17 protein-coding genes are annotated in these 16,978 nt (G+C 39.5%); 15 read left to right on the top strand and 2 right to left on the bottom strand.

Annotation, left to right across the window (positions count from 1 at the left end):
* From A5849_RS15050 to A5849_RS05800, 6 genes are all read left to right on the top strand, one after another.
* The coding region (locus tag A5849_RS15050; protein WP_002348489.1) for a hypothetical protein at window positions 1-223 on the top strand (223 nt) is incomplete at its 5' end.
* Window positions 163-1,566 carry a 6-phospho-beta-glucosidase gene (locus A5849_RS05780; protein ID WP_025478134.1) on the top strand — a complete coding sequence of 468 codons (1,404 nt, stop codon included), beginning with the start codon at window positions 163-165 and terminating at the stop codon, window positions 1,564-1,566. The genes A5849_RS15050 and A5849_RS05780, both read left to right, overlap by 61 nt.
* Window positions 1,566-2,999 (top strand): 6-phospho-beta-glucosidase, encoded by a 1,434-nt coding sequence (locus tag A5849_RS05785; RefSeq protein ID WP_010782557.1) that lies wholly within the window; start codon window positions 1,566-1,568, stop codon window positions 2,997-2,999. Before A5849_RS05780 ends, A5849_RS05785 begins: the two co-directional genes overlap by 1 nt.
* Window positions 3,000-3,143: 144 nt before the next feature.
* Complete coding sequence (gene trxB, locus A5849_RS05790; protein ID WP_002291688.1) at window positions 3,144-4,070, top strand: thioredoxin-disulfide reductase; 927 nt, start codon at window positions 3,144-3,146, stop codon at window positions 4,068-4,070.
* A 212-nt stretch (window positions 4,071-4,282) separates the two neighbouring features.
* Window positions 4,283-6,010 carry a phospho-sugar mutase gene (locus A5849_RS05795; protein WP_002313517.1) on the top strand — a complete coding sequence of 576 codons (1,728 nt, stop codon included), beginning with the start codon at window positions 4,283-4,285 and terminating at the stop codon, window positions 6,008-6,010.
* Window positions 6,011-6,025: 15 nt separating this feature from the next.
* Complete coding sequence (locus A5849_RS05800) at window positions 6,026-6,376, top strand: helix-turn-helix transcriptional regulator (protein WP_002316410.1); 351 nt, start codon at window positions 6,026-6,028, stop codon at window positions 6,374-6,376.
* Between the two features lie 83 nt (window positions 6,377-6,459).
* Here A5849_RS05800 and A5849_RS05805 read toward each other — a convergent pair whose 3' ends face one another.
* The gene (locus A5849_RS05805; RefSeq protein ID WP_002294941.1) at window positions 6,460-7,320 is read right to left on the bottom strand and encodes a pyruvate, water dikinase regulatory protein; all 861 of its coding nucleotides are present in this window, start codon (window positions 7,318-7,320) and stop codon (window positions 6,460-6,462) included.
* A gap of 91 nt (window positions 7,321-7,411) precedes the next feature.
* Here A5849_RS05805 and A5849_RS05810 point away from each other — a divergent pair, with 91 nt between their 5' ends.
* The 3 genes from A5849_RS05810 to A5849_RS05820 all read left to right on the top strand — a co-directional run bounded on the left by A5849_RS05810 (window position 7,412) and on the right by A5849_RS05820 (window position 8,651).
* Window positions 7,412-7,840 (top strand): Fur family transcriptional regulator, encoded by a 429-nt coding sequence (locus A5849_RS05810; protein WP_002287322.1) that lies wholly within the window; start codon window positions 7,412-7,414, stop codon window positions 7,838-7,840.
* Between the two features lie 161 nt (window positions 7,841-8,001).
* On the top strand, window positions 8,002-8,178 hold the full coding sequence (gene rpsU / locus A5849_RS05815; protein WP_002287321.1) for a 30S ribosomal protein S21: 177 nt from the start codon (window positions 8,002-8,004) through the stop codon (window positions 8,176-8,178).
* A 26-nt stretch (window positions 8,179-8,204) separates the two neighbouring features.
* Complete coding sequence (locus tag A5849_RS05820) at window positions 8,205-8,651, top strand: GatB/YqeY domain-containing protein (RefSeq protein ID WP_002291695.1); 447 nt, start codon at window positions 8,205-8,207, stop codon at window positions 8,649-8,651.
* A gap of 155 nt (window positions 8,652-8,806) precedes the next feature.
* Here the strand turns inward: A5849_RS05820 and brnQ are convergent, their stop codons facing one another.
* A complete protein-coding gene (brnQ, locus tag A5849_RS05825) occupies window positions 8,807-10,186 on the bottom strand; it encodes a branched-chain amino acid transport system II carrier protein (RefSeq protein WP_002348492.1) in 1,380 nt (459 codons plus the stop codon).
* 707 nt (window positions 10,187-10,893) lie between these two features.
* Here brnQ and A5849_RS05830 point away from each other — a divergent pair.
* The 6 genes from A5849_RS05830 to recO all read left to right on the top strand — a co-directional run bounded on the left by A5849_RS05830 (window position 10,894) and on the right by recO (window position 16,834).
* Complete coding sequence (locus A5849_RS05830; RefSeq protein WP_002348493.1) at window positions 10,894-11,865, top strand: PhoH family protein; 972 nt, start codon at window positions 10,894-10,896, stop codon at window positions 11,863-11,865.
* A 23-nt stretch (window positions 11,866-11,888) separates the two neighbouring features.
* On the top strand, window positions 11,889-14,081 hold the full coding sequence (locus tag A5849_RS05835) for an HD family phosphohydrolase (RefSeq protein WP_002348494.1): 2,193 nt from the start codon (window positions 11,889-11,891) through the stop codon (window positions 14,079-14,081).
* A gap of 28 nt (window positions 14,082-14,109) precedes the next feature.
* Entirely contained in the window at window positions 14,110-14,586 is a 477-nt protein-coding gene (gene ybeY, locus A5849_RS05840; protein ID WP_002291700.1) for an rRNA maturation RNase YbeY, read from the top strand.
* A complete protein-coding gene (locus A5849_RS05845) occupies window positions 14,570-14,965 on the top strand; it encodes a diacylglycerol kinase family protein (RefSeq protein WP_002316408.1) in 396 nt (131 codons plus the stop codon). The genes ybeY and A5849_RS05845 overlap by 17 nt, the downstream gene beginning before the upstream one ends.
* Before the next feature lie 14 nt (window positions 14,966-14,979).
* Window positions 14,980-15,879 carry a GTPase Era gene (era, locus tag A5849_RS05850; RefSeq protein ID WP_002288753.1) on the top strand — a complete coding sequence of 300 codons (900 nt, stop codon included), beginning with the start codon at window positions 14,980-14,982 and terminating at the stop codon, window positions 15,877-15,879.
* Between the two features lie 142 nt (window positions 15,880-16,021).
* Window positions 16,022-16,834 (top strand): DNA repair protein RecO, encoded by an 813-nt coding sequence (recO, locus tag A5849_RS05855; protein WP_002348495.1) that lies wholly within the window; start codon window positions 16,022-16,024, stop codon window positions 16,832-16,834.
* Window positions 16,835-16,978: the final 144 nt, after the last annotated feature.

The raw sequence follows: 16,978 nt of genomic DNA on the forward strand, positions 1-16,978 counted from the left end.
TATGTTATATAGCTTAATAAAGACATTTTTTGACAAGATATTTACAAAAATCCAGAAGAAAACACTAACTTTTGTAAATGTTACTGGAAAGAAACGAATTTCTATTGTTTGTTTTGTTTACAAAAAAGATAATAAAAGTGTAAAAAGTAAAGGAGTGAGAACATGGCAAAAGGAATCAAAATCGCTACGATTGGTGGAGGCAGCAGTTACACCCCCGAGTTGATGGAAGGATTTATCAAAAGATATGAGGAATTACCGATACGAGAAATCTGGCTCGTAGATGTAGAAGAAGGAAAAGAAAAGCTTGAGATCGTCAGTCAGATGTCTCAGCGTATGTGGGATGCTTCTCCGTATGAAGTCAAAATCTATGCAACTCTGGATCGGGAAGAAGCATTGAAAGATGCGGATTTTGTTACGACTCAGTTTCGTGTCGGTCAATTAGATGCACGAATCAAAGACGAGCGGATCCCTAGTTATTATGGGATGATTGGGCAAGAAACAAATGGTGCTGGCGGGATATTCAAAGCTTTTCGTACCGTTCCAGTGGTTTTGGCAATCGTTGAAGACATGAAGCGTTTATGTCCAAATGCTTGGCTGATCAATTTCGCGAACCCAAGCGGGATGGTGACAGAAGCAGTTATCAGATATGGCAAATGGGATAAAGTGATCGGATTATGCAATGTGCCAGTAATGGCGATGATGACAGAACCAACAATGCTTGGCAAGAAAAAAGAAGAGCTGATCTACAAGTTTGCCGGTCTAAATCACTTCCATTGGCACAAAGTAGCAGATAATAAAGGAAATGACCGCACGGCAGAATTGATTGATCATTTATACGATGAAGACAATGGATTGCCGAAAAATATCTTTGACATCCCGTTTTTCAAAGAACAATTAAAACAAATGAACATGATCCCTTGTGGCTACCACCGCTATTACTATCGTGAAGAAGAAATGCTGGAACATGCTTTAGAAGAATATCAAACGATTGGTACAAGAGCGCAGCAAGTGAAAGAAACAGAAGCAGAGCTGTTTGAATTATACAAAGATCCAGAGTTGGATCATAAACCTGAACAATTGCAAAAACGAGGTGGTGCTTATTATTCAGATGCTGCCTGTGAAACGATTGCTTCGATCTATGGAAATAAAGAAACACAGATCGTGGTATCTACAAAGAATGATGGAGCTGTTCCTGATCTGCCGGCAGATTGTGTAGTAGAAGTCACTGCCTATGTTGGCGCACAAGGCGCACGAAATGTAGCGTTTGGTTCCCTTCCTGCTGCTGAAAGAGGCTGGTTGCAAGTAATGAAGAATATGGAATTGCTGACGATCGAAGCAGCCGTGACTGGTGATTATGGAACAGCTTTACAAGCGTTTACGATCAATCCGCTTATACGATCAGGAAAGACAGCAAAACGGATCATGGATGAGTTGTTTATTGCACACCAGCAGTATTTACCGCAATTCAAGGAAACAATCAGCCGGTTAAAAGCAGAAGGAATCGAAGTCCAAGATGAACTGGCAAGAGAATTATCAAGCAATACACATGTAATGGAGGAAGTATGATGGGATTCAGAAAAGATTTTTTATGGGGCGGAGCTACAGCAGCCAATCAATGCGAGGGCGGTTATGATGAAGGCGGACGTGGGTTAGCGAACGTAGATGTTGTGCCAATCGGAGAAGACCGTTTTCCTGTCATTACTGGAAAAAAGAAAATGTTTGAATTTGATGAAAATCATTTTTATCCAGCAAAAATTGCGATCGATATGTATCATCATTATAAGGAAGATATTGCTTTATTTGCAGAAATGGGGTTCAAGACTTATCGGATGTCCATTGCTTGGAGTCGTATTTTTCCAATGGGCGATGAAAAAGAGCCAAATGAATCTGGGTTGAAATTTTATGAGGATGTCTTTAAAGAATGTCAAAAGTACGGGATCGAGCCACTTGTGACGATTACACATTTTGATTGTCCGATGCATTTGATCAAAGAATATGGTGCGTGGCGTTCCAGAGAACTCGTTGGTTTTTATGAAAATCTGTGCCGAGTCATCTTCAATCGCTATAAAGGACTTGTCAAATATTGGTTGACATTCAATGAGATCAATATGATCCTTCATGCACCATTCATGGGCGCAGGGCTGTATTTTGAAGAAGGAGAAAATGAAGAACAAATCAAATATCAAGCGGCACATCATGAGTTGGTTGCAAGTGCCATCGCAACGAAGATTGCTCATGAAGTAGATCCGGAGAACAAAGTAGGCTGTATGCTGGCAGCAGGAGCATATTATCCATACACTTGCAATCCTGAAGATGTTTGGGCTTCTAGAAAATCAGATCGAGAAAATTATTTCTTCATTGATGTCCAGTCACGAGGAGAATATCCCGCTTATGCATTGAAAGAAATGGAACGAAATGGCATTCAGATCAAAATGGAACCTGGGGATGCCGCATTGCTGAAAGAACATACTGTTGATTTTATCTCCTTTTCTTATTATTCTTCTCGAGTTTCGACTACTGACAACGAACTCTTGGAACAGACTGCAGGAAATATCTTTGCTTCTGTCAAAAATCCATATCTGGAAGCAAGTGAATGGGGTTGGCAAATTGATCCATTAGGCTTGAGAATAACGATGAATGATATTTATGATCGTTATCAAAAACCACTATTTATTGTAGAAAACGGCTTAGGTGCAGTCGATACGCCCGATGAGAATGGTTATGTGGAAGATGATTATCGAATCGACTATCTGGCAGCACATATCCAGGCAATGAAAGATGCAGTAGAATTAGATGGAGTCGATCTATTAGGCTATACGACTTGGGGATGTATTGATTTAGTATCAGCTGGTACAGGTGAGATGAAGAAAAGGTACGGATTCATTTATGTCGATCGTGACAACGAAGGAAATGGCACATTAGCCCGTTCGAAGAAGAAATCATTCAACTGGTATAAAAAAGTAATTGATTCAAATGGAGAAAATCTTTCGAACGATTGATCAATGATTTATAAAAGTCTATTGTTTTTCAGCGGATTTTTCGAGTATAATAAAGCTATTCGAGAAACGCAAGCAGAACAATAGACTTTTTTTCGCATTGGCTGTAAAGTATGCTTACTTGATTAAGTAAAGGAGAATCTACATATGTATGATGTAATCGTTATTGGCGCAGGGCCTGCTGGGATGACTGCTGCTTTATATGCTTCACGTTCAAACTTATCCGTATTGATGATCGAACAAGGCGCTCCTGGCGGCCAAATGAACAATACGGCAGAAATCGAAAACTATCCTGGTTTCGATTCAATCATGGGTCCTGATCTAGCTTATAAGATGTATGAAGGTGTTTCAAGATTTGGGACAGAAAATGCTTATGGAATCGTGCAAGATATCAAGGATCACGGCAGCCACAAAGAAGTTATTTGTGAAGATAAAACTTACGAAGGAAAAACAGTCATTATCGCAACAGGCTGTATCCACCGTAAATTAGGCGTACCTGGCGAGGAAGAATTTGCTGGACGTGGCGTTTCTTACTGTGCAGTTTGTGATGGTGCATTTTTCCGTAACAAACGTCTAGTAGTGATCGGAGGAGGAGACTCAGCAGTAGAAGAAGCCATCTATTTGACACAATTTGCTTCTGAAGTAGTCATCGTCCACCGTAGAGATGAATTACGTGCACAAAAGATCATCCAAGACCGTGCATTTGCGAATGAAAAAATTTCCTTTATGTGGGATACAGTCGTTGACGAAATCGTTGGAAATGAAATGGTAGTGACAGGTGTGAAAGCACGTAATGTCAAAACTGGCAATGAGTTTGATTTGGCAGCAGACGGAGTATTCATCTATGTAGGATTGGATCCATTAACTGCACCATTTAGAGAAGCTGGGTTGACGAACGAAGCCGGCTGGATTCCAACAGACAACGAAATGAAGACGAATATACCAGGCGTTTTTGCCATCGGAGATGTTCGTGAAAAAGATTTGCGACAAATCACTACTGCTGTTGGTGATGGTGGGATTGCTGGACAACAAGTGTATAAATACTTGGAATCTTTAGAAGAAACAACTGCATAAGTTTAAAAAGAGTGAAAGAACGGTTTCAATTGTTCTTTTACTCTTTTTTTTGCGTGAAATCTACTGAATCCGATTTATGCGAATACTTGTAACCGTGCTTGATAAAAGAATCTTTTCTTGATTTAAGCGTTTTTTGGTCCTCATACTTTCATATCTAATAAGTGAATGCTATACTTATTAAGAACCATATTTCAGAAAGAGGTGTTATTTTCATGTCTTGGGAACAAGTGTATGAACAATGGGTACATGAAGAAAATTTAGAAGAAAACTTAAAAAAACAATTAAATGATCTGGGTGAAGATCCTGAAAAACTTGAAGATGCTTTTTATGCACCGTTGGAATTCGGTACTGCAGGCATGCGGGGAATCTTAGGACCTGGGATCAATCGAATGAACATCTATACGGTAAGACAAGCAACAGAAGGACTTGCACGTTTCATGGATACACAAGGTGAAGAAACAAAACGCCGAGGTGTCGCTATCGCTTATGACTCACGCCATCAATCACCAGAATTTGCCATGGAAGCAGCCAAAACATTAGCTCATCACAATATCCCTTCTTATGTATTCGAAAGTTTACGTCCAACACCAGAGCTTTCTTTTGCAGTCCGTCATTTGAAGACGTTTGCGGGAATCATGGTAACTGCATCCCACAATCCAGCAGCTTACAACGGATATAAAGTCTACGGAGAAGATGGGGGACAAATGCCTCCTGCAGACGCAGATGCATTGACGAAATATGTCCGTGAAGTCAGCAATCCGTTAAAAGTTGAAGTATTATCTGACGACGAAGCTGAACATAGCGGATTGATCACGATCATCGGAGAAGAAGTGGATGCCGCTTATCTAGAAGAAATCAAAGCAGTAACGATTGATCATGAATTGGTGGAAACAATGGGTAAAGATTTGAAGCTTGTGTACACACCACTTCACGGAACAGGAAAAATGTTGGGCGAACGTGCGTTGAAACAAGCTGGATTCGAACAATTCGTACTAGTTCCAGAACAAGCTGTCGCAGACCCGGATTTCACTACAGTCAAATCACCGAATCCAGAAGAACACTCTGCTTTCGAGTATGCGATGCGACTTGGCGAGAAAGAAGGCGCTGACTTACTGATTGCAACAGATCCTGATGCAGACCGTTTAGGCGCAGCCGTTCGTTTGCCAAATGGCTCCTATGAAGTATTGACAGGAAACCAAATCGGAGCCCTGTTTGCTCAATATATTTTGGAAGCACACCAATCGCGAGGCACTTTACCTGAAAATGCAGCGGTATTGAAATCAATCGTTTCTAGCGAATTGCCTACAGCAATTGCGGAACACTATGGGGCTACCATGTTCAATGTATTGACAGGATTCAAATTCATTGCTGAAAAAATTCAACAATTTGAAGAAGATCATTCCCATACTTTTATGTTCGGATTCGAAGAAAGTTACGGTTATTTAGTTAAACCTTTCGTTCGCGACAAAGACGCGATTCAAGCATTGCTCTTATTAGCAGAAGTAGCAGCTTACTATAAAAAACAAGGCAAAACATTGTATGACGGCTTGCAAACGATTTTTGAAACATATGGCTACTACGCAGAAAAAACGATTTCTGTGACAATGAGCGGACAAGAAGGCTCTGCGAAAATCTCTGCTTTGATGGAAAAATTCCGTGAAGAAGCACCGACAGAATTTGCCGGAGCAAAAGTCATCCAAACAGAAGACTTCAAAGAGTTGACGAGAACAGACCGTGAAGGAAACGTAGAAAAACTAACGACACCGCCATCTGACGTATTGAAGTATACGCTGGAAGAAAATGGCTGGATCGCTATCCGTCCTTCAGGAACTGAGCCGAAAATCAAATTTTATATCGGTGTAAAAGGAAACTCTTCAGAAGACGCAGCTGAAAAAGTAGCCGCTTATGAAGCGATTATCAAAAAAATGACAGAAGAATAAAAAAACTTGAGACTGATGGAAAAAGTGGTAAACTTTAGAAGTCAGTCTTTTTTCAAGTTGGAGGTGAATGGATTGCCAGACACGCAAAAAACAAAAGTAGAGAAAGTCAGCCAACTATTCAAAATGTTGAGTGACCCCACTCGTCTCAAAATTCTGCTGTATCTGAAAGACGGGGAACAAAATGTGACAGCAATCACCCAAGCAGTAGAAATGGAACAATCTGCTGTATCGCATCAACTGCGTTTATTAAGAGAAAACCATGTCGTCAAGTCCCATCGTGAGGGAAAAGCGATTTTGTATAGTCTTGATGATTCTCACGTACTGGATATTTTGAACCAGACGCTCAAACATGTGGAACATCAATAACGATAGGTGCAAATAGAGACAAACTGGACTGTATCAACGAATCTTCTTCGCTGACACAGTCCAGTTTTTTTAAAGAAAAACTGTTAGTCTGTTTCTTCGGTGGTTTCAGTTCCATAATAACTATGATCTTCTAGGTCTAAAGCATTCAAAATAAGTGAAGCCGTTTCTTCGATAGATAAAGAAGCGACATTGATTACTACGCAGCCCAATTTTTCATAAAGATCATTCGCAAAATCGAGTTCAGCTCGTATTTTTTCGATATCGGAATAAGCAGTATCAGGATTTAATCCGTAAGAGCGCATCCGTTCTTTACGGATATTGTTTAAAATATCTGGGTTATTCGTCAGTCCCACGATTTTTTTAGGATCGATCTCCCAAAGCTGTTTGGGAATATGTGCTTGTGGGATCAAAGGTAGATTGGCAACTTTTAAATTTTTGTTAGCTAAAAACAAGCTCAAAGGCGTTTTGGAAGTTCTGGATACGCCTAGCAAAACGACATCTGCTTCTAGAAACCCACGAGGATCTTTCCCGTCATCGTATTTTACAGCAAATTCCATTGCTTTGATCCGTTTGAAATAGTTCTCATTCAATAAATGAAGGGCGCCAGGTTGCCGAATGGGCTTGATACCAGTTAAGCGCTCGATTTCTGATATCGGCGGAGTCATCACATCAAAACTAAATAATTGATGTTCTTCACAAAAAGAACGCGTCATCTCGATCAATTCTTGATTGATCAATGTGTGTAGGACAAGGGCTTTTTCTTTTAGTGCATCTTGCAGTGCCTGCATCAATGTTTTCTCATCTGTCACAAATGTTCTGCGGAATAAATTGAACTCAACGGTAGGATATTGGGCCATAGTGGCTTGCGCTAATTTTGTCGCAGTTTCTCCAGCAGAGTCGGAGATGACAAAAAAAGTAACGATTTCTGTAGAATCGGAAGACATGGATAAAACCTCACTTGCATTTTTTTTATGTTTATTATACCATACTCTAGAATGTGTACTTCGTAATCATTTTGATTTGGAGGAATAAGTCATGAAAAAACAGACATTGATCGAACAATCACTAGAAACATTGAAAAATAACGGTTTTAAATATACTAAAAAAAGAGAAGCATTGTTAACTTATTTAGTGAAGCGCAATCGCTACGTATCCGCTAAAGAAGTTTTTGACTATATGAATCAGGAATTCAAAGGAGTAAGTTATGATACGATTTATCGAAATCTCCATGATTTTGCAGAAATCGATTTACTGGAAGAAACCGATTTAAATGGAGAGATGAAGTTTCGTTTTCATTGCTGTCAAGGGGAAATCGGCCATCACCATCACTTTATCTGTACGGTGTGCGGAACAACGAAAGAAATCCATATGTGTCCAATGAATTATTTCGAAGAACAGCTCGGTGGATGTACGATCGAAGGGCATAGATTCGAGATTTTCGGAAGATGTGAAAATTGTCAATAAGGATTTAAATAAAATAACATTTGATAATTTTAAAAAAAAGCAAGATTTCCTTGACGGTCAAAACAGCATTAGATATAATATTTACAGGACAGTCTTGTTTTTTGAGATATATTTCAATAACAATTACGGTTACTTTTTAAGCTCGGAGGGAGGGAATTAACATGTCAAAAACAGTCGTTCGCAAAAACGAATCACTTGACGATGCTCTTCGTCGCTTCAAACGTTCCGTGTCAAAAGCGGGTACTTTACAAGAATCTCGTAAACGTGAATTCTACGAAAAACCAAGTGTAAGACGCAAGAAAAAATCTGAAGCAGCTAGAAAACGCAAAAAATTCTAGTTCTGTGATGAATTGGAGTTGGTAGTGTGTCACTACTAAGTAGATTAAACGATGACATGAAAACAGCGATGAAAGCGAAAGATAAGGAATCTTTACAAGTCATCCGAATGATCAAGTCATCTATACAAAACGAGCAGATTAAAGAAGGTCACGACTTGACAGAAGAAGAAGAATTAACGGTGTTGTCTCGCGAAATGAAACAGCGACGTGATTCTTTGCATGAGTTTGAAGAAGCAGGACGTGACGATTTAGCTGAAAAAGTAAAAAGTGAAATTGTGATAGTCGAAAAATACATGCCGGAACAACTTTCCGACGAAGAAATTCGACAACTTGTTCAAGAAGCAATCACACAAACTGGTGCTTCATCAATGAAAGAATTTGGCAAAGTCATGGGTGCGATCATGCCTAAAGTCAAAGGAAAAGCAGATGGAAACCAAGTAAATGCCATTGTGAAAGAACTATTACAATCTTAATTTTATCATTTAAACTGCGGACAATCATTGTCCGCAGTTTTTTTGTGCTCGTAAAAAAGAAATCTAAAAAATAGCTAGACGAAAGAATAGGATTCTTTCATCTAGCTGGTTTTTTCCTGTTTAATATTTCTTATGTTAAATTGTGTTTGATCTGGTTATTCTTCTGGTAGTTCATTTGCTTCTTGTTTATACCCTGATAGGCGATAGGCGTAATAAAACAGTAGGCTGCCAGCGTAACCAAGTAACGTTGGGACCATCCAACCAAGTCCTAATGCAGCAAAAGGAATGTGATGATGATAAAATTCGAGCATGCTTGCTACAAATCTTTGTTGACTCACTAAAGCAGGCGAATTTGCCAGCATATCCAATACGGCGGGAACAGCAGCAAACAACATCGTTACTTGATAGACAAATGGTGTCTTTTGGAAAAATTTTGCTGTTAAGGAAAGCAAGATCAACGCAAGCGACAATGGGTACAAAAGCATCAACACTGGTAAAGACCATTGGATGATATTGTCCAAACCAGCATTTGCAACGACAAAAGAGACGAAAGTCGTTAACCGCAGCCATGTCATATAACTGACTTTAGGGAACAGTTTATGGAAATCTTGTGCAAAAGAAACAACGAGTCCCATAGCGGTAGTGAAGACACCTAATGTGACCATCACTCCTAAGAAGCTAGCGCCGAAGTTACCTAAATAAAAATTAGTAATCTGAGAAAGTGCAGTTCCGCCATTTTCTGATAAAGACATCTTATTCAAACTCATCGCACCGAGAAGAACAAGACCAAAATAGATCATGACTTCTAGCGCAACGCTCAGGCTACCAGCTTTTGCTGTTAATTCTGTGACTTTTTTATCTTTGAAACCAAGGTCACGGACTGCATGGACAAAAGTGACACTTAAGGCAAGCAAGGCTACTGCATCAACCGTGTTATAACCTTCTAGGACACCATTTGTTAAAGCGTTTGTTTGGTAAGTATCTGCAGCAGATTGATTTAGATTTCCCATTGGGTGGAATAAAGAAACGACAAAAATGATTGCTAATAATGCAAGAAACAAGGAGTTTAGATACTTTCCGACGTATTTGACCAACCGTGTGGGATGGACAGTAAGGAAATAAGCAAGTAAAAAGAAAAGAGCAGAGAATAAAAACATACCTAATGAATTATATTTTTCAGGCAAAAATGGTTTAGCAGCCATTTCAAAAGCAGTAGCAGCTGTCCGTGGTGTACCGAAAAATGGTCCGATCGTCAAATGAACAAGGATTAAGAACAAGGCAGCATACCATTTTCCAACAGGTTTAGCTAAGTCATACAGACCATCACTTTTTGTCACTACTACAGCTAAGATAGCTAGTAATGGGAAAAGAGCGCCTGAGATGGCAAAACCTACGCCAGCACTGACCCAGTTTGCGCCAGCCATTTGACCTAAGTGGACAGGAAAGATTAGATTACCTGACCCGAAGAACATCCCGAAGATAAGTGAACTGACCATCAATAGTTGTTTCCATGAATAAGTTTTTGTTTCTTCCATAAATTTTTCCTCCAATAATTATCATTTTGATTGACGATATAAACGTTGCAGCAATTAGTAATGCCACTAATATCAGATTCCATGAAAACCACCACCTTAAAATATAAAAAAAAGCCCTTTTCCACTTGGGAAAAGGGCTCTAGATTCTAGAACGGTACCACCTTTTTTCGCTTAAAAAAGCTTCTTCATTCACGGACGCTTTTTGATAAAGTTATCCGCTAGCCTGATAATGGAGGCAGCCACAATGATCTACGTTTTCGACATTGACTCGGAAATGATGTTCGTCTATTCGATTTATTGTCATTTCTCACTTACATGACTCACTGGGAATAAATCGTTGAATAGCCTACTGTTTTCCTCGACGCTTTGCTGTATGTTTATTTGTTGACGTAATAATACACCTGTTTTTTTTGAAATGCAAGAATATTTTAACTATTTTGTTTTCTTTTTTTTGAAACAAGAAAAATACCTAGAGAATACCTGCTGAATGAAACGGAATATTTTGTTCTCCACTTTCATATAACTTACATTCTCAGCTTCTTTTTATCAAAACGAGACCTTTAGCGAATGGAAACGGCTATTTTTTAACGTTTCTTGGTACGTATGGTTAAACGACTCTTTTACAACCTTTTCTTATTTGCTATATAGTTTCTTCTGAGTATGGTAAAATAGGAAAGAATGAATCGAAAAAAAGGGGATGTCTATTTTTGACGGAAGAGTCTAGTTCTTTAGAGATTAGATTGACAGCTGCTGATGATGTCAGCATGCTTTTAGGTGCACACGACAAGCATATAAAACTGATCGAGGAAACAACGGAAACAACCATCCATACACGTGGAGAAATCATTCAGATCATTGGTGAACAATCCCAGATTTCCTTGGCTGCCTCAGTCATTCGGACATTACAGGAATTGATCAAACGAGGAATCCACGTAAGTACATCAGATGTCGTGACGGCATTGAAAATGGGGCAAAAAGGTACATTAGATTATTTTGTTGAGATGTATGAGGAAGAGATCGTCAAAGACCGTAATGGAAAACCTATACGGGTAAAAAACAGCGGTCAAAAGAAATACGTTGAATCGGTAGCCAAACATGACATCGTATTTGGTGTAGGGCCAGCCGGAACAGGGAAAACGTTTCTTGCCGTAGTATTAGCAATTGCTGCCTTAAAAAAAGGCGAAGTGCAAAAAATCATTTTGACGCGGCCCGCTGTAGAGGCAGGGGAAAACCTAGGCTTTCTACCAGGGGATCTGAAAGAAAAAGTGGATCCTTATCTGCGGCCTGTTTATGATGCTTTATACCAAATTTTTGGATTGGATCATACGAACCGATTGATGGAACGAGGCGTGATCGAAATCGCACCTTTAGCTTACATGCGGGGGCGGACATTGGATGATGCATTCGTTATCTTGGACGAAGCACAAAACACGACAGTCGCTCAGATGAAAATGTTCTTGACCCGTCTCGGTTATCAATCAAAAATGATTGTCAATGGGGATACAAGTCAGATAGACTTGCCTCGAGGGACGACAAGTGGTCTTGTTCATGCAGAACGAACACTAAAGCAAATCAAAAAAATCGATTTTGTTAATTTTGAAGCAAGTGACGTTGTTCGGCACCCTGTAGTTGCCGAAATCATCAAAGCTTATGAAAAGGCGGATCTTCATCAAGAATAAGCTTTGCTTAGGAGGATAAGCACATGTTGAATAAAACACTGCAGAAACTACAAGAAAAACTCGGAAAGGCAGCATTGCCTTTCCTTCTGTTCTTGTTTTTTATCATTGTCTGCGGCGTTACATTTAGTAGTGTCAAACAAAAGGCCAATGATTTTAGAGAAGGCCAAGTAGCAGAAGAGAGTATCCGTGCGAATAAAACGATCGAGAACACGGAAGAAACCGAACAAAGAAGAAAACTGGCAGCAGAAGCAGTGACTCCAGAATATACTTATCAAAAAGATCTGGCAAATGACCAGAACAATCGGATCAAGCAATTATTCGAATTGATCGATAAGACGAATGATACCATCAACAAATCTTATAATGACAAGGTAGATAAGGCGAAGGAAGATGAAAATATCCCGAAACCTACTACAGAAGAGCGGATTGCTACACTGAAGAAAAATTTTGAAAACGTGAATGCAGAAAACGTTGCGTTTTACCAAAAACTGCCGAACAATTTTTATTCGACGATATTTGAAATGACTGAAACGGAAATTCACACGGTTAGGGATGAAAGTTTGAAGCTCATTGACGAACAGATGAGTAAACAAGTTCGTGAAAGCGAATTGGAAGCTTTTAAACAAGAAGCAGAAGATCAGATTCAATATTTGAATGTCACAACAGAGCAGCAACAAATGATTCGCTACTTAGTGGATCAAGGCATTGTAGTCAATGATGTATTGAATGAGAAAAAGACAGAAGAATTAAAACAATCTGCACGAGAAGCTGTACAACCAGTGATGATCTTCCAAGGAGAAATCATTGTTCGCGAAGGAAATCAAATTGATGCTTCAGCGATGAAAAAATTGGAATTACTAGGATTGACGAATCAAACGACTTCGATTTTCCCACTCATTGCCATGGTTTTAGCTGTTTTGCTTCAAATCGGTGTACTGATTTATAATTCACTCCAATTTCAAAATGCAGGAGAAAGAACAAAATACGTACTTTTCTACGTGACAGCAATGTCAGTCAGCGTCGTACTAATGAAATTTTTCCAACTCTTCCAAACAGAACAAGCTGCTTATATTCCGCTGTTTTACCCCGCGGCTTTTGCTCCACTTGTTTTAAGCTTTTTCTTGAATCGAAGAGCAGGGATCATGGCTGGTATTTTCCAAGCAGTATCCGCACTTTTCATTTTTTATGATTCGATTGGCACGAACTTTCTGACAGTTATTTTGATGTCCTATGTATTTTCTGGTCTCATGGCAACGATCGTCAGACGCAAACGGATCTCAGAACAAGGGTTATCCGCTGCTATGTGGGTCATTATTTTTCCTGTGATGATGGATGTCATTTTGATTATCTACCAAGGAATGAGCTTTGGGGATGCAACGACTTGGTTAACGCTAGTCTGCGGATTCACAGGTGCATTGTTCTCATTCTTGCTGACGATAGGTCTGCACCCCTATATTGAATTGATGGTCAATGATGATAGTGTGATCGTATTAAATGAACTCAGCAATCCTAATCATCCTTTATTGAAACAGTTGCTGGAAGAAGCACCAGGTACGTATCACCATAGCATGATGGTAGCCAATCTAAGTGCTAATGCTGTAGCAGAAATCGGTGGACGTTCTTTACTAACTCGAGTAGCTTGCTATTATCATGATATCGGCAAGATCAAACACGCCAGCTTTTTCGTTGAGAACTTGCCTTCAGGAGCGGAAAATCCGCACAATTTCTTATTGCCAGAAGACAGTAAACATATTATCTTTGGACATGTGACAGATGGTGCCAAAATATTGGAAGATTATAATATGCCGCAAATGGTGATCGATATTTGCAGACAGCATCATGGAACCACGCTGATGCGTTATTTCTACGTTAAGGCAAAGGAACGCAACCCGGAAGTCACGGAAGAGCAATTCCGTTATCCTGGACCAAAACCTCAAAGCCGTGAAGCAGGAATCGTCAATATAGCTGACAGTTGTGAAGCGGCAGTACGGGCAATGGACCATCCAACGAGCGAAAAAATCGAAAGTTTTGTCCATAATCTTATAGAAGAGCGTATTTCCGATGGACAATTGGACGACAGTGGATTGACGTTAAAAGAAATCCGTAAAGTAGAAAAATCATTGATCAGCGGTTTAAGCAGTACCTTCCATTCTCGGATCAAATATCCTAAAATGAAATCGGAAGTTGAGAAGATAAAAGAAGAACAAGAAGAATAGCAAGAAGAATAGAAAGAAGCGATGTATAATGGATATTACTTTCATGGATGAAACAAACCAAGTATCAGAAGAGAAAATGAAAGAAATCGACGACTTGTTGCAATTTGCAGCATCATATTTAGAGTTGCCAGAAGAAACAGAAATGTCTGTTACTTTCATGGACAACGCAGCAATCCAAGTAATCAATCGTGATTACCGTGGAAAAGATGCACCGACAGACGTCATCAGTTTTGCCTTGGAAGAAGAGGGCGAAGACGAAATCCCAGTGATTTTTGAAGATGGAGAGAATCCATTACCTCGTGTACTGGGAGACATCATGATCTCTACTGAACGTGCTGCAGAGCAAGCAGAAGCTTACGGCCATTCGTATGATCGGGAACTTGGCTTTTTAGCGGTTCATGGATTCTTGCATATCAACGGGTATGACCATATGACACCAGAGGATGAGAAAGAAATGTTTGGTTTACAGAAAGAGATCTTAGATGCCTATGGACTTAAAAGATAAAAACGTAGAGAAAAACAAACATTTCCTGATGTCCGTGGAATTTGCCGTCCAAGGAGTCAAAACCGTTTTTGAGGAAGAACGCAACATGAGGAAACATGTTGCGTTCGGAATCCTCGCTTTGTTTATGGGCGTGATTTTCCAACTTGATCGGATAGAATGGTTATGGCTGCTTTTAGCTGTTTTTCTCGTATGGATAGTAGAGATCATCAATACTGTTTTTGAAAATGTCGTGGACATGTTTACGGATTTTCATTTTCATCCGATTGGGAAAAAAATCAAAGATATGGCAGCTGGAGCAGTTTTAGTGACCGCTTGTTTTGCCGTTATCGTTGGGTTGATTTTATTTGTCCCTAAAATATATCATTTGTTGTTTAATTAAAAAGGAGAACGTATATGCCAGAACATAAATCAGGGTTTGTCGCAATCGTCGGCCGCCCGAATGTAGGAAAATCCACTTTATTGAATCGAATCGTGGGTCAAAAAATTGCCATCATGAGTGATAAGGCACAGACAACTAGAAATAAAATCCAAGGAGTATATACTACACCAGAAGCTCAGTTGATTTTTATTGACACACCAGGAATCCATAAACCAAAGCATCGTTTAGGAGATTTTATGGTAGAAGCAGCTTACAGTGCGTTGAAAGAAGTGGACGCGGTCTTATTTATGATCAGCGCTGATCAAAAACGCGGTCGGGGAGACGATTTTATTATTGAACGTCTAAAAAACGTGCATTCTCCTGTTTATCTGATTATCAATAAAATCGATAAAATCCATCCAGACGAGTTGTTGGGAATCATTGAAGATTATTCAACGCAGATGCCCTTTGCACAAGTGATTCCAATCTCTGCTACAGAAGGAAACAACGTCGAACGTTTGATGGATGTATTAGTCAGTGAAATGCCAGAGGGCCCACAATATTTTCCAGATGATCAAGTGACTGATCATCCTGAATACTTCATCGTTTCTGAATTGATCCGTGAGAAAGTCTTGTTTTTAACACGAGACGAAGTGCCTCATTCTGTCGCAGTCGTTGTTGATTCGATGAAGCGAAACGAGAATGATAAAATCCATATCCAGGCTACGATTATTGTCGAGAGAGATAGCCAAAAAGGAATCATTATCGGCAAAGGCGGAAAAATGCTGAAGCAAGTAGGAACGAAAGCAAGAAAGGATATCGAAAATCTTTTAGGAGACAAAGTCTTTCTAGAACTTTGGGTCAAAGTTCAAAAAGACTGGCGAGACAAAAAAGTCTATCTGCAAGACTTCGGCTACCGAAAAGACGAATACTGATATTCTGAGCTTCTTGTAAGTTAGGTATAGAAATAAACTGGATAAAAATCCGCGTGTTGAGAAAAGCTGCGGAAGATCGCAACATAAATGATCTGGATCGGCAGAATCTGCTTTTCCAGATTTATTTTTTAGGAGGGAGAATATGAGCCAGCTTGCAGAATCAAAAGGCTTGATTTTATCTAGCCGTAATTACAAAGAAAAAGATAAATTAGTCAAAATCTTTACAGAATCTTCTGGCAAAATGATGTTTTATATCAAAGGGATCCATCGGCAAAATCAGCCCTTAGCTCCGGCTTTGCTCCCTTTTACTGAAGCAGTTTATATCGGGAATTTTCGAAGTGAAGGTCTGTCATTTTTAAGCAGTGTCAAAGATGTCCATGCGTTTCGACACATCCAAGAAGACATCTTTTTGAGCGGCTATGGCACATATTTATTGAATCTAGTAGATGCGGCAATCGAAGATCATCAGTACGACCCTCATTTGTTCCAGTTTGCGCAACAAGCACTGCAACGGATGGACCAAGGAGACGATGCAGAAATCATCACGAATATTTTTGAAGTCCAAATACTGCAACGCTTCGGAATTGCACCAATCTGGACACACTGCGTCGTATGCGGGGAAACAAAAGGAAAATTTGACTATTCTTCCAAATATGGTGGTGTGATATGCGAAAGACACTGGTCGATGGACGATCACCGTTATCATGCAGATCCTCGAGCTGTTTATTTCGTTCGGATGTTTTCAGCTATTTCTTATGATAAGATCAGTGGAATCCATCTGAAAGAAGAAACCAAACAAGCAATCCGTGAACTCATCGACCAGCTGTATGATGAATATGTCGGTATCCATTTGAAAAGCAAAAAGTTCATTGATCAAATGAAGTCTTGGGCACACGTATTAAAGACGCCAGAGAAAGACATGTCTGAAAAAGAGACACCTGAAAAAGAAGAATAGTAAATGACACATACAACAAAAAATCAAAACCATTTGACAAACACAGGGAGTTCCGTCTATTATTAACCGTAGATCAAATAGATCGTTCAGTGAGAGGATCTATTATAGAAACAAGAAAACTGCAAAATGAATACGTACATTGAC

This window comes from Enterococcus sp. 10F3_DIV0382, from assembly GCF_002140245.1.
Lineage (GTDB): Bacteria > Bacillota > Bacilli > Lactobacillales > Enterococcaceae > Enterococcus_B > Enterococcus_B lactis.

Excerpts from the sequence above, each read along its gene's own strand:
- rpsU (WP_002287321.1), top strand. The coding sequence starts at position 8,002 with ATGTCAAAAACAGTCGTTCGCAAAAACGAATCACTTGACGATGCTCTT.
- recO (WP_002348495.1), top strand. The coding sequence starts at position 16,022 with ATGAGCCAGCTTGCAGAATCAAAAGGCTTGATTTTATCTAGCCGTAAT.
- brnQ (WP_002348492.1), bottom strand. The coding sequence starts at position 10,186 with ATGGAAGAAACAAAAACTTATTCATGGAAACAACTATTGATGGTCAGT.
- A5849_RS05795 (WP_002313517.1), top strand. The coding sequence starts at position 4,283 with ATGTCTTGGGAACAAGTGTATGAACAATGGGTACATGAAGAAAATTTA.
- A5849_RS05800 (WP_002316410.1), top strand. The coding sequence starts at position 6,026 with ATGGAAAAAGTGGTAAACTTTAGAAGTCAGTCTTTTTTCAAGTTGGAG.
- ybeY (WP_002291700.1), top strand. The coding sequence starts at position 14,110 with ATGGATATTACTTTCATGGATGAAACAAACCAAGTATCAGAAGAGAAA.
- A5849_RS05780 (WP_025478134.1), top strand. The coding sequence starts at position 163 with ATGGCAAAAGGAATCAAAATCGCTACGATTGGTGGAGGCAGCAGTTAC.
- era (WP_002288753.1), top strand. The coding sequence starts at position 14,980 with ATGCCAGAACATAAATCAGGGTTTGTCGCAATCGTCGGCCGCCCGAAT.
- trxB (WP_002291688.1), top strand. The coding sequence starts at position 3,144 with ATGTATGATGTAATCGTTATTGGCGCAGGGCCTGCTGGGATGACTGCT.
- A5849_RS05835 (WP_002348494.1), top strand. The coding sequence starts at position 11,889 with ATGTTGAATAAAACACTGCAGAAACTACAAGAAAAACTCGGAAAGGCA.
- A5849_RS05810 (WP_002287322.1), top strand. The coding sequence starts at position 7,412 with ATGAAAAAACAGACATTGATCGAACAATCACTAGAAACATTGAAAAAT.
- A5849_RS05805 (WP_002294941.1), bottom strand. The coding sequence starts at position 7,320 with ATGTCTTCCGATTCTACAGAAATCGTTACTTTTTTTGTCATCTCCGAC.
- A5849_RS05845 (WP_002316408.1), top strand. The coding sequence starts at position 14,570 with ATGGACTTAAAAGATAAAAACGTAGAGAAAAACAAACATTTCCTGATG.
- A5849_RS05785 (WP_010782557.1), top strand. The coding sequence starts at position 1,566 with ATGGGATTCAGAAAAGATTTTTTATGGGGCGGAGCTACAGCAGCCAAT.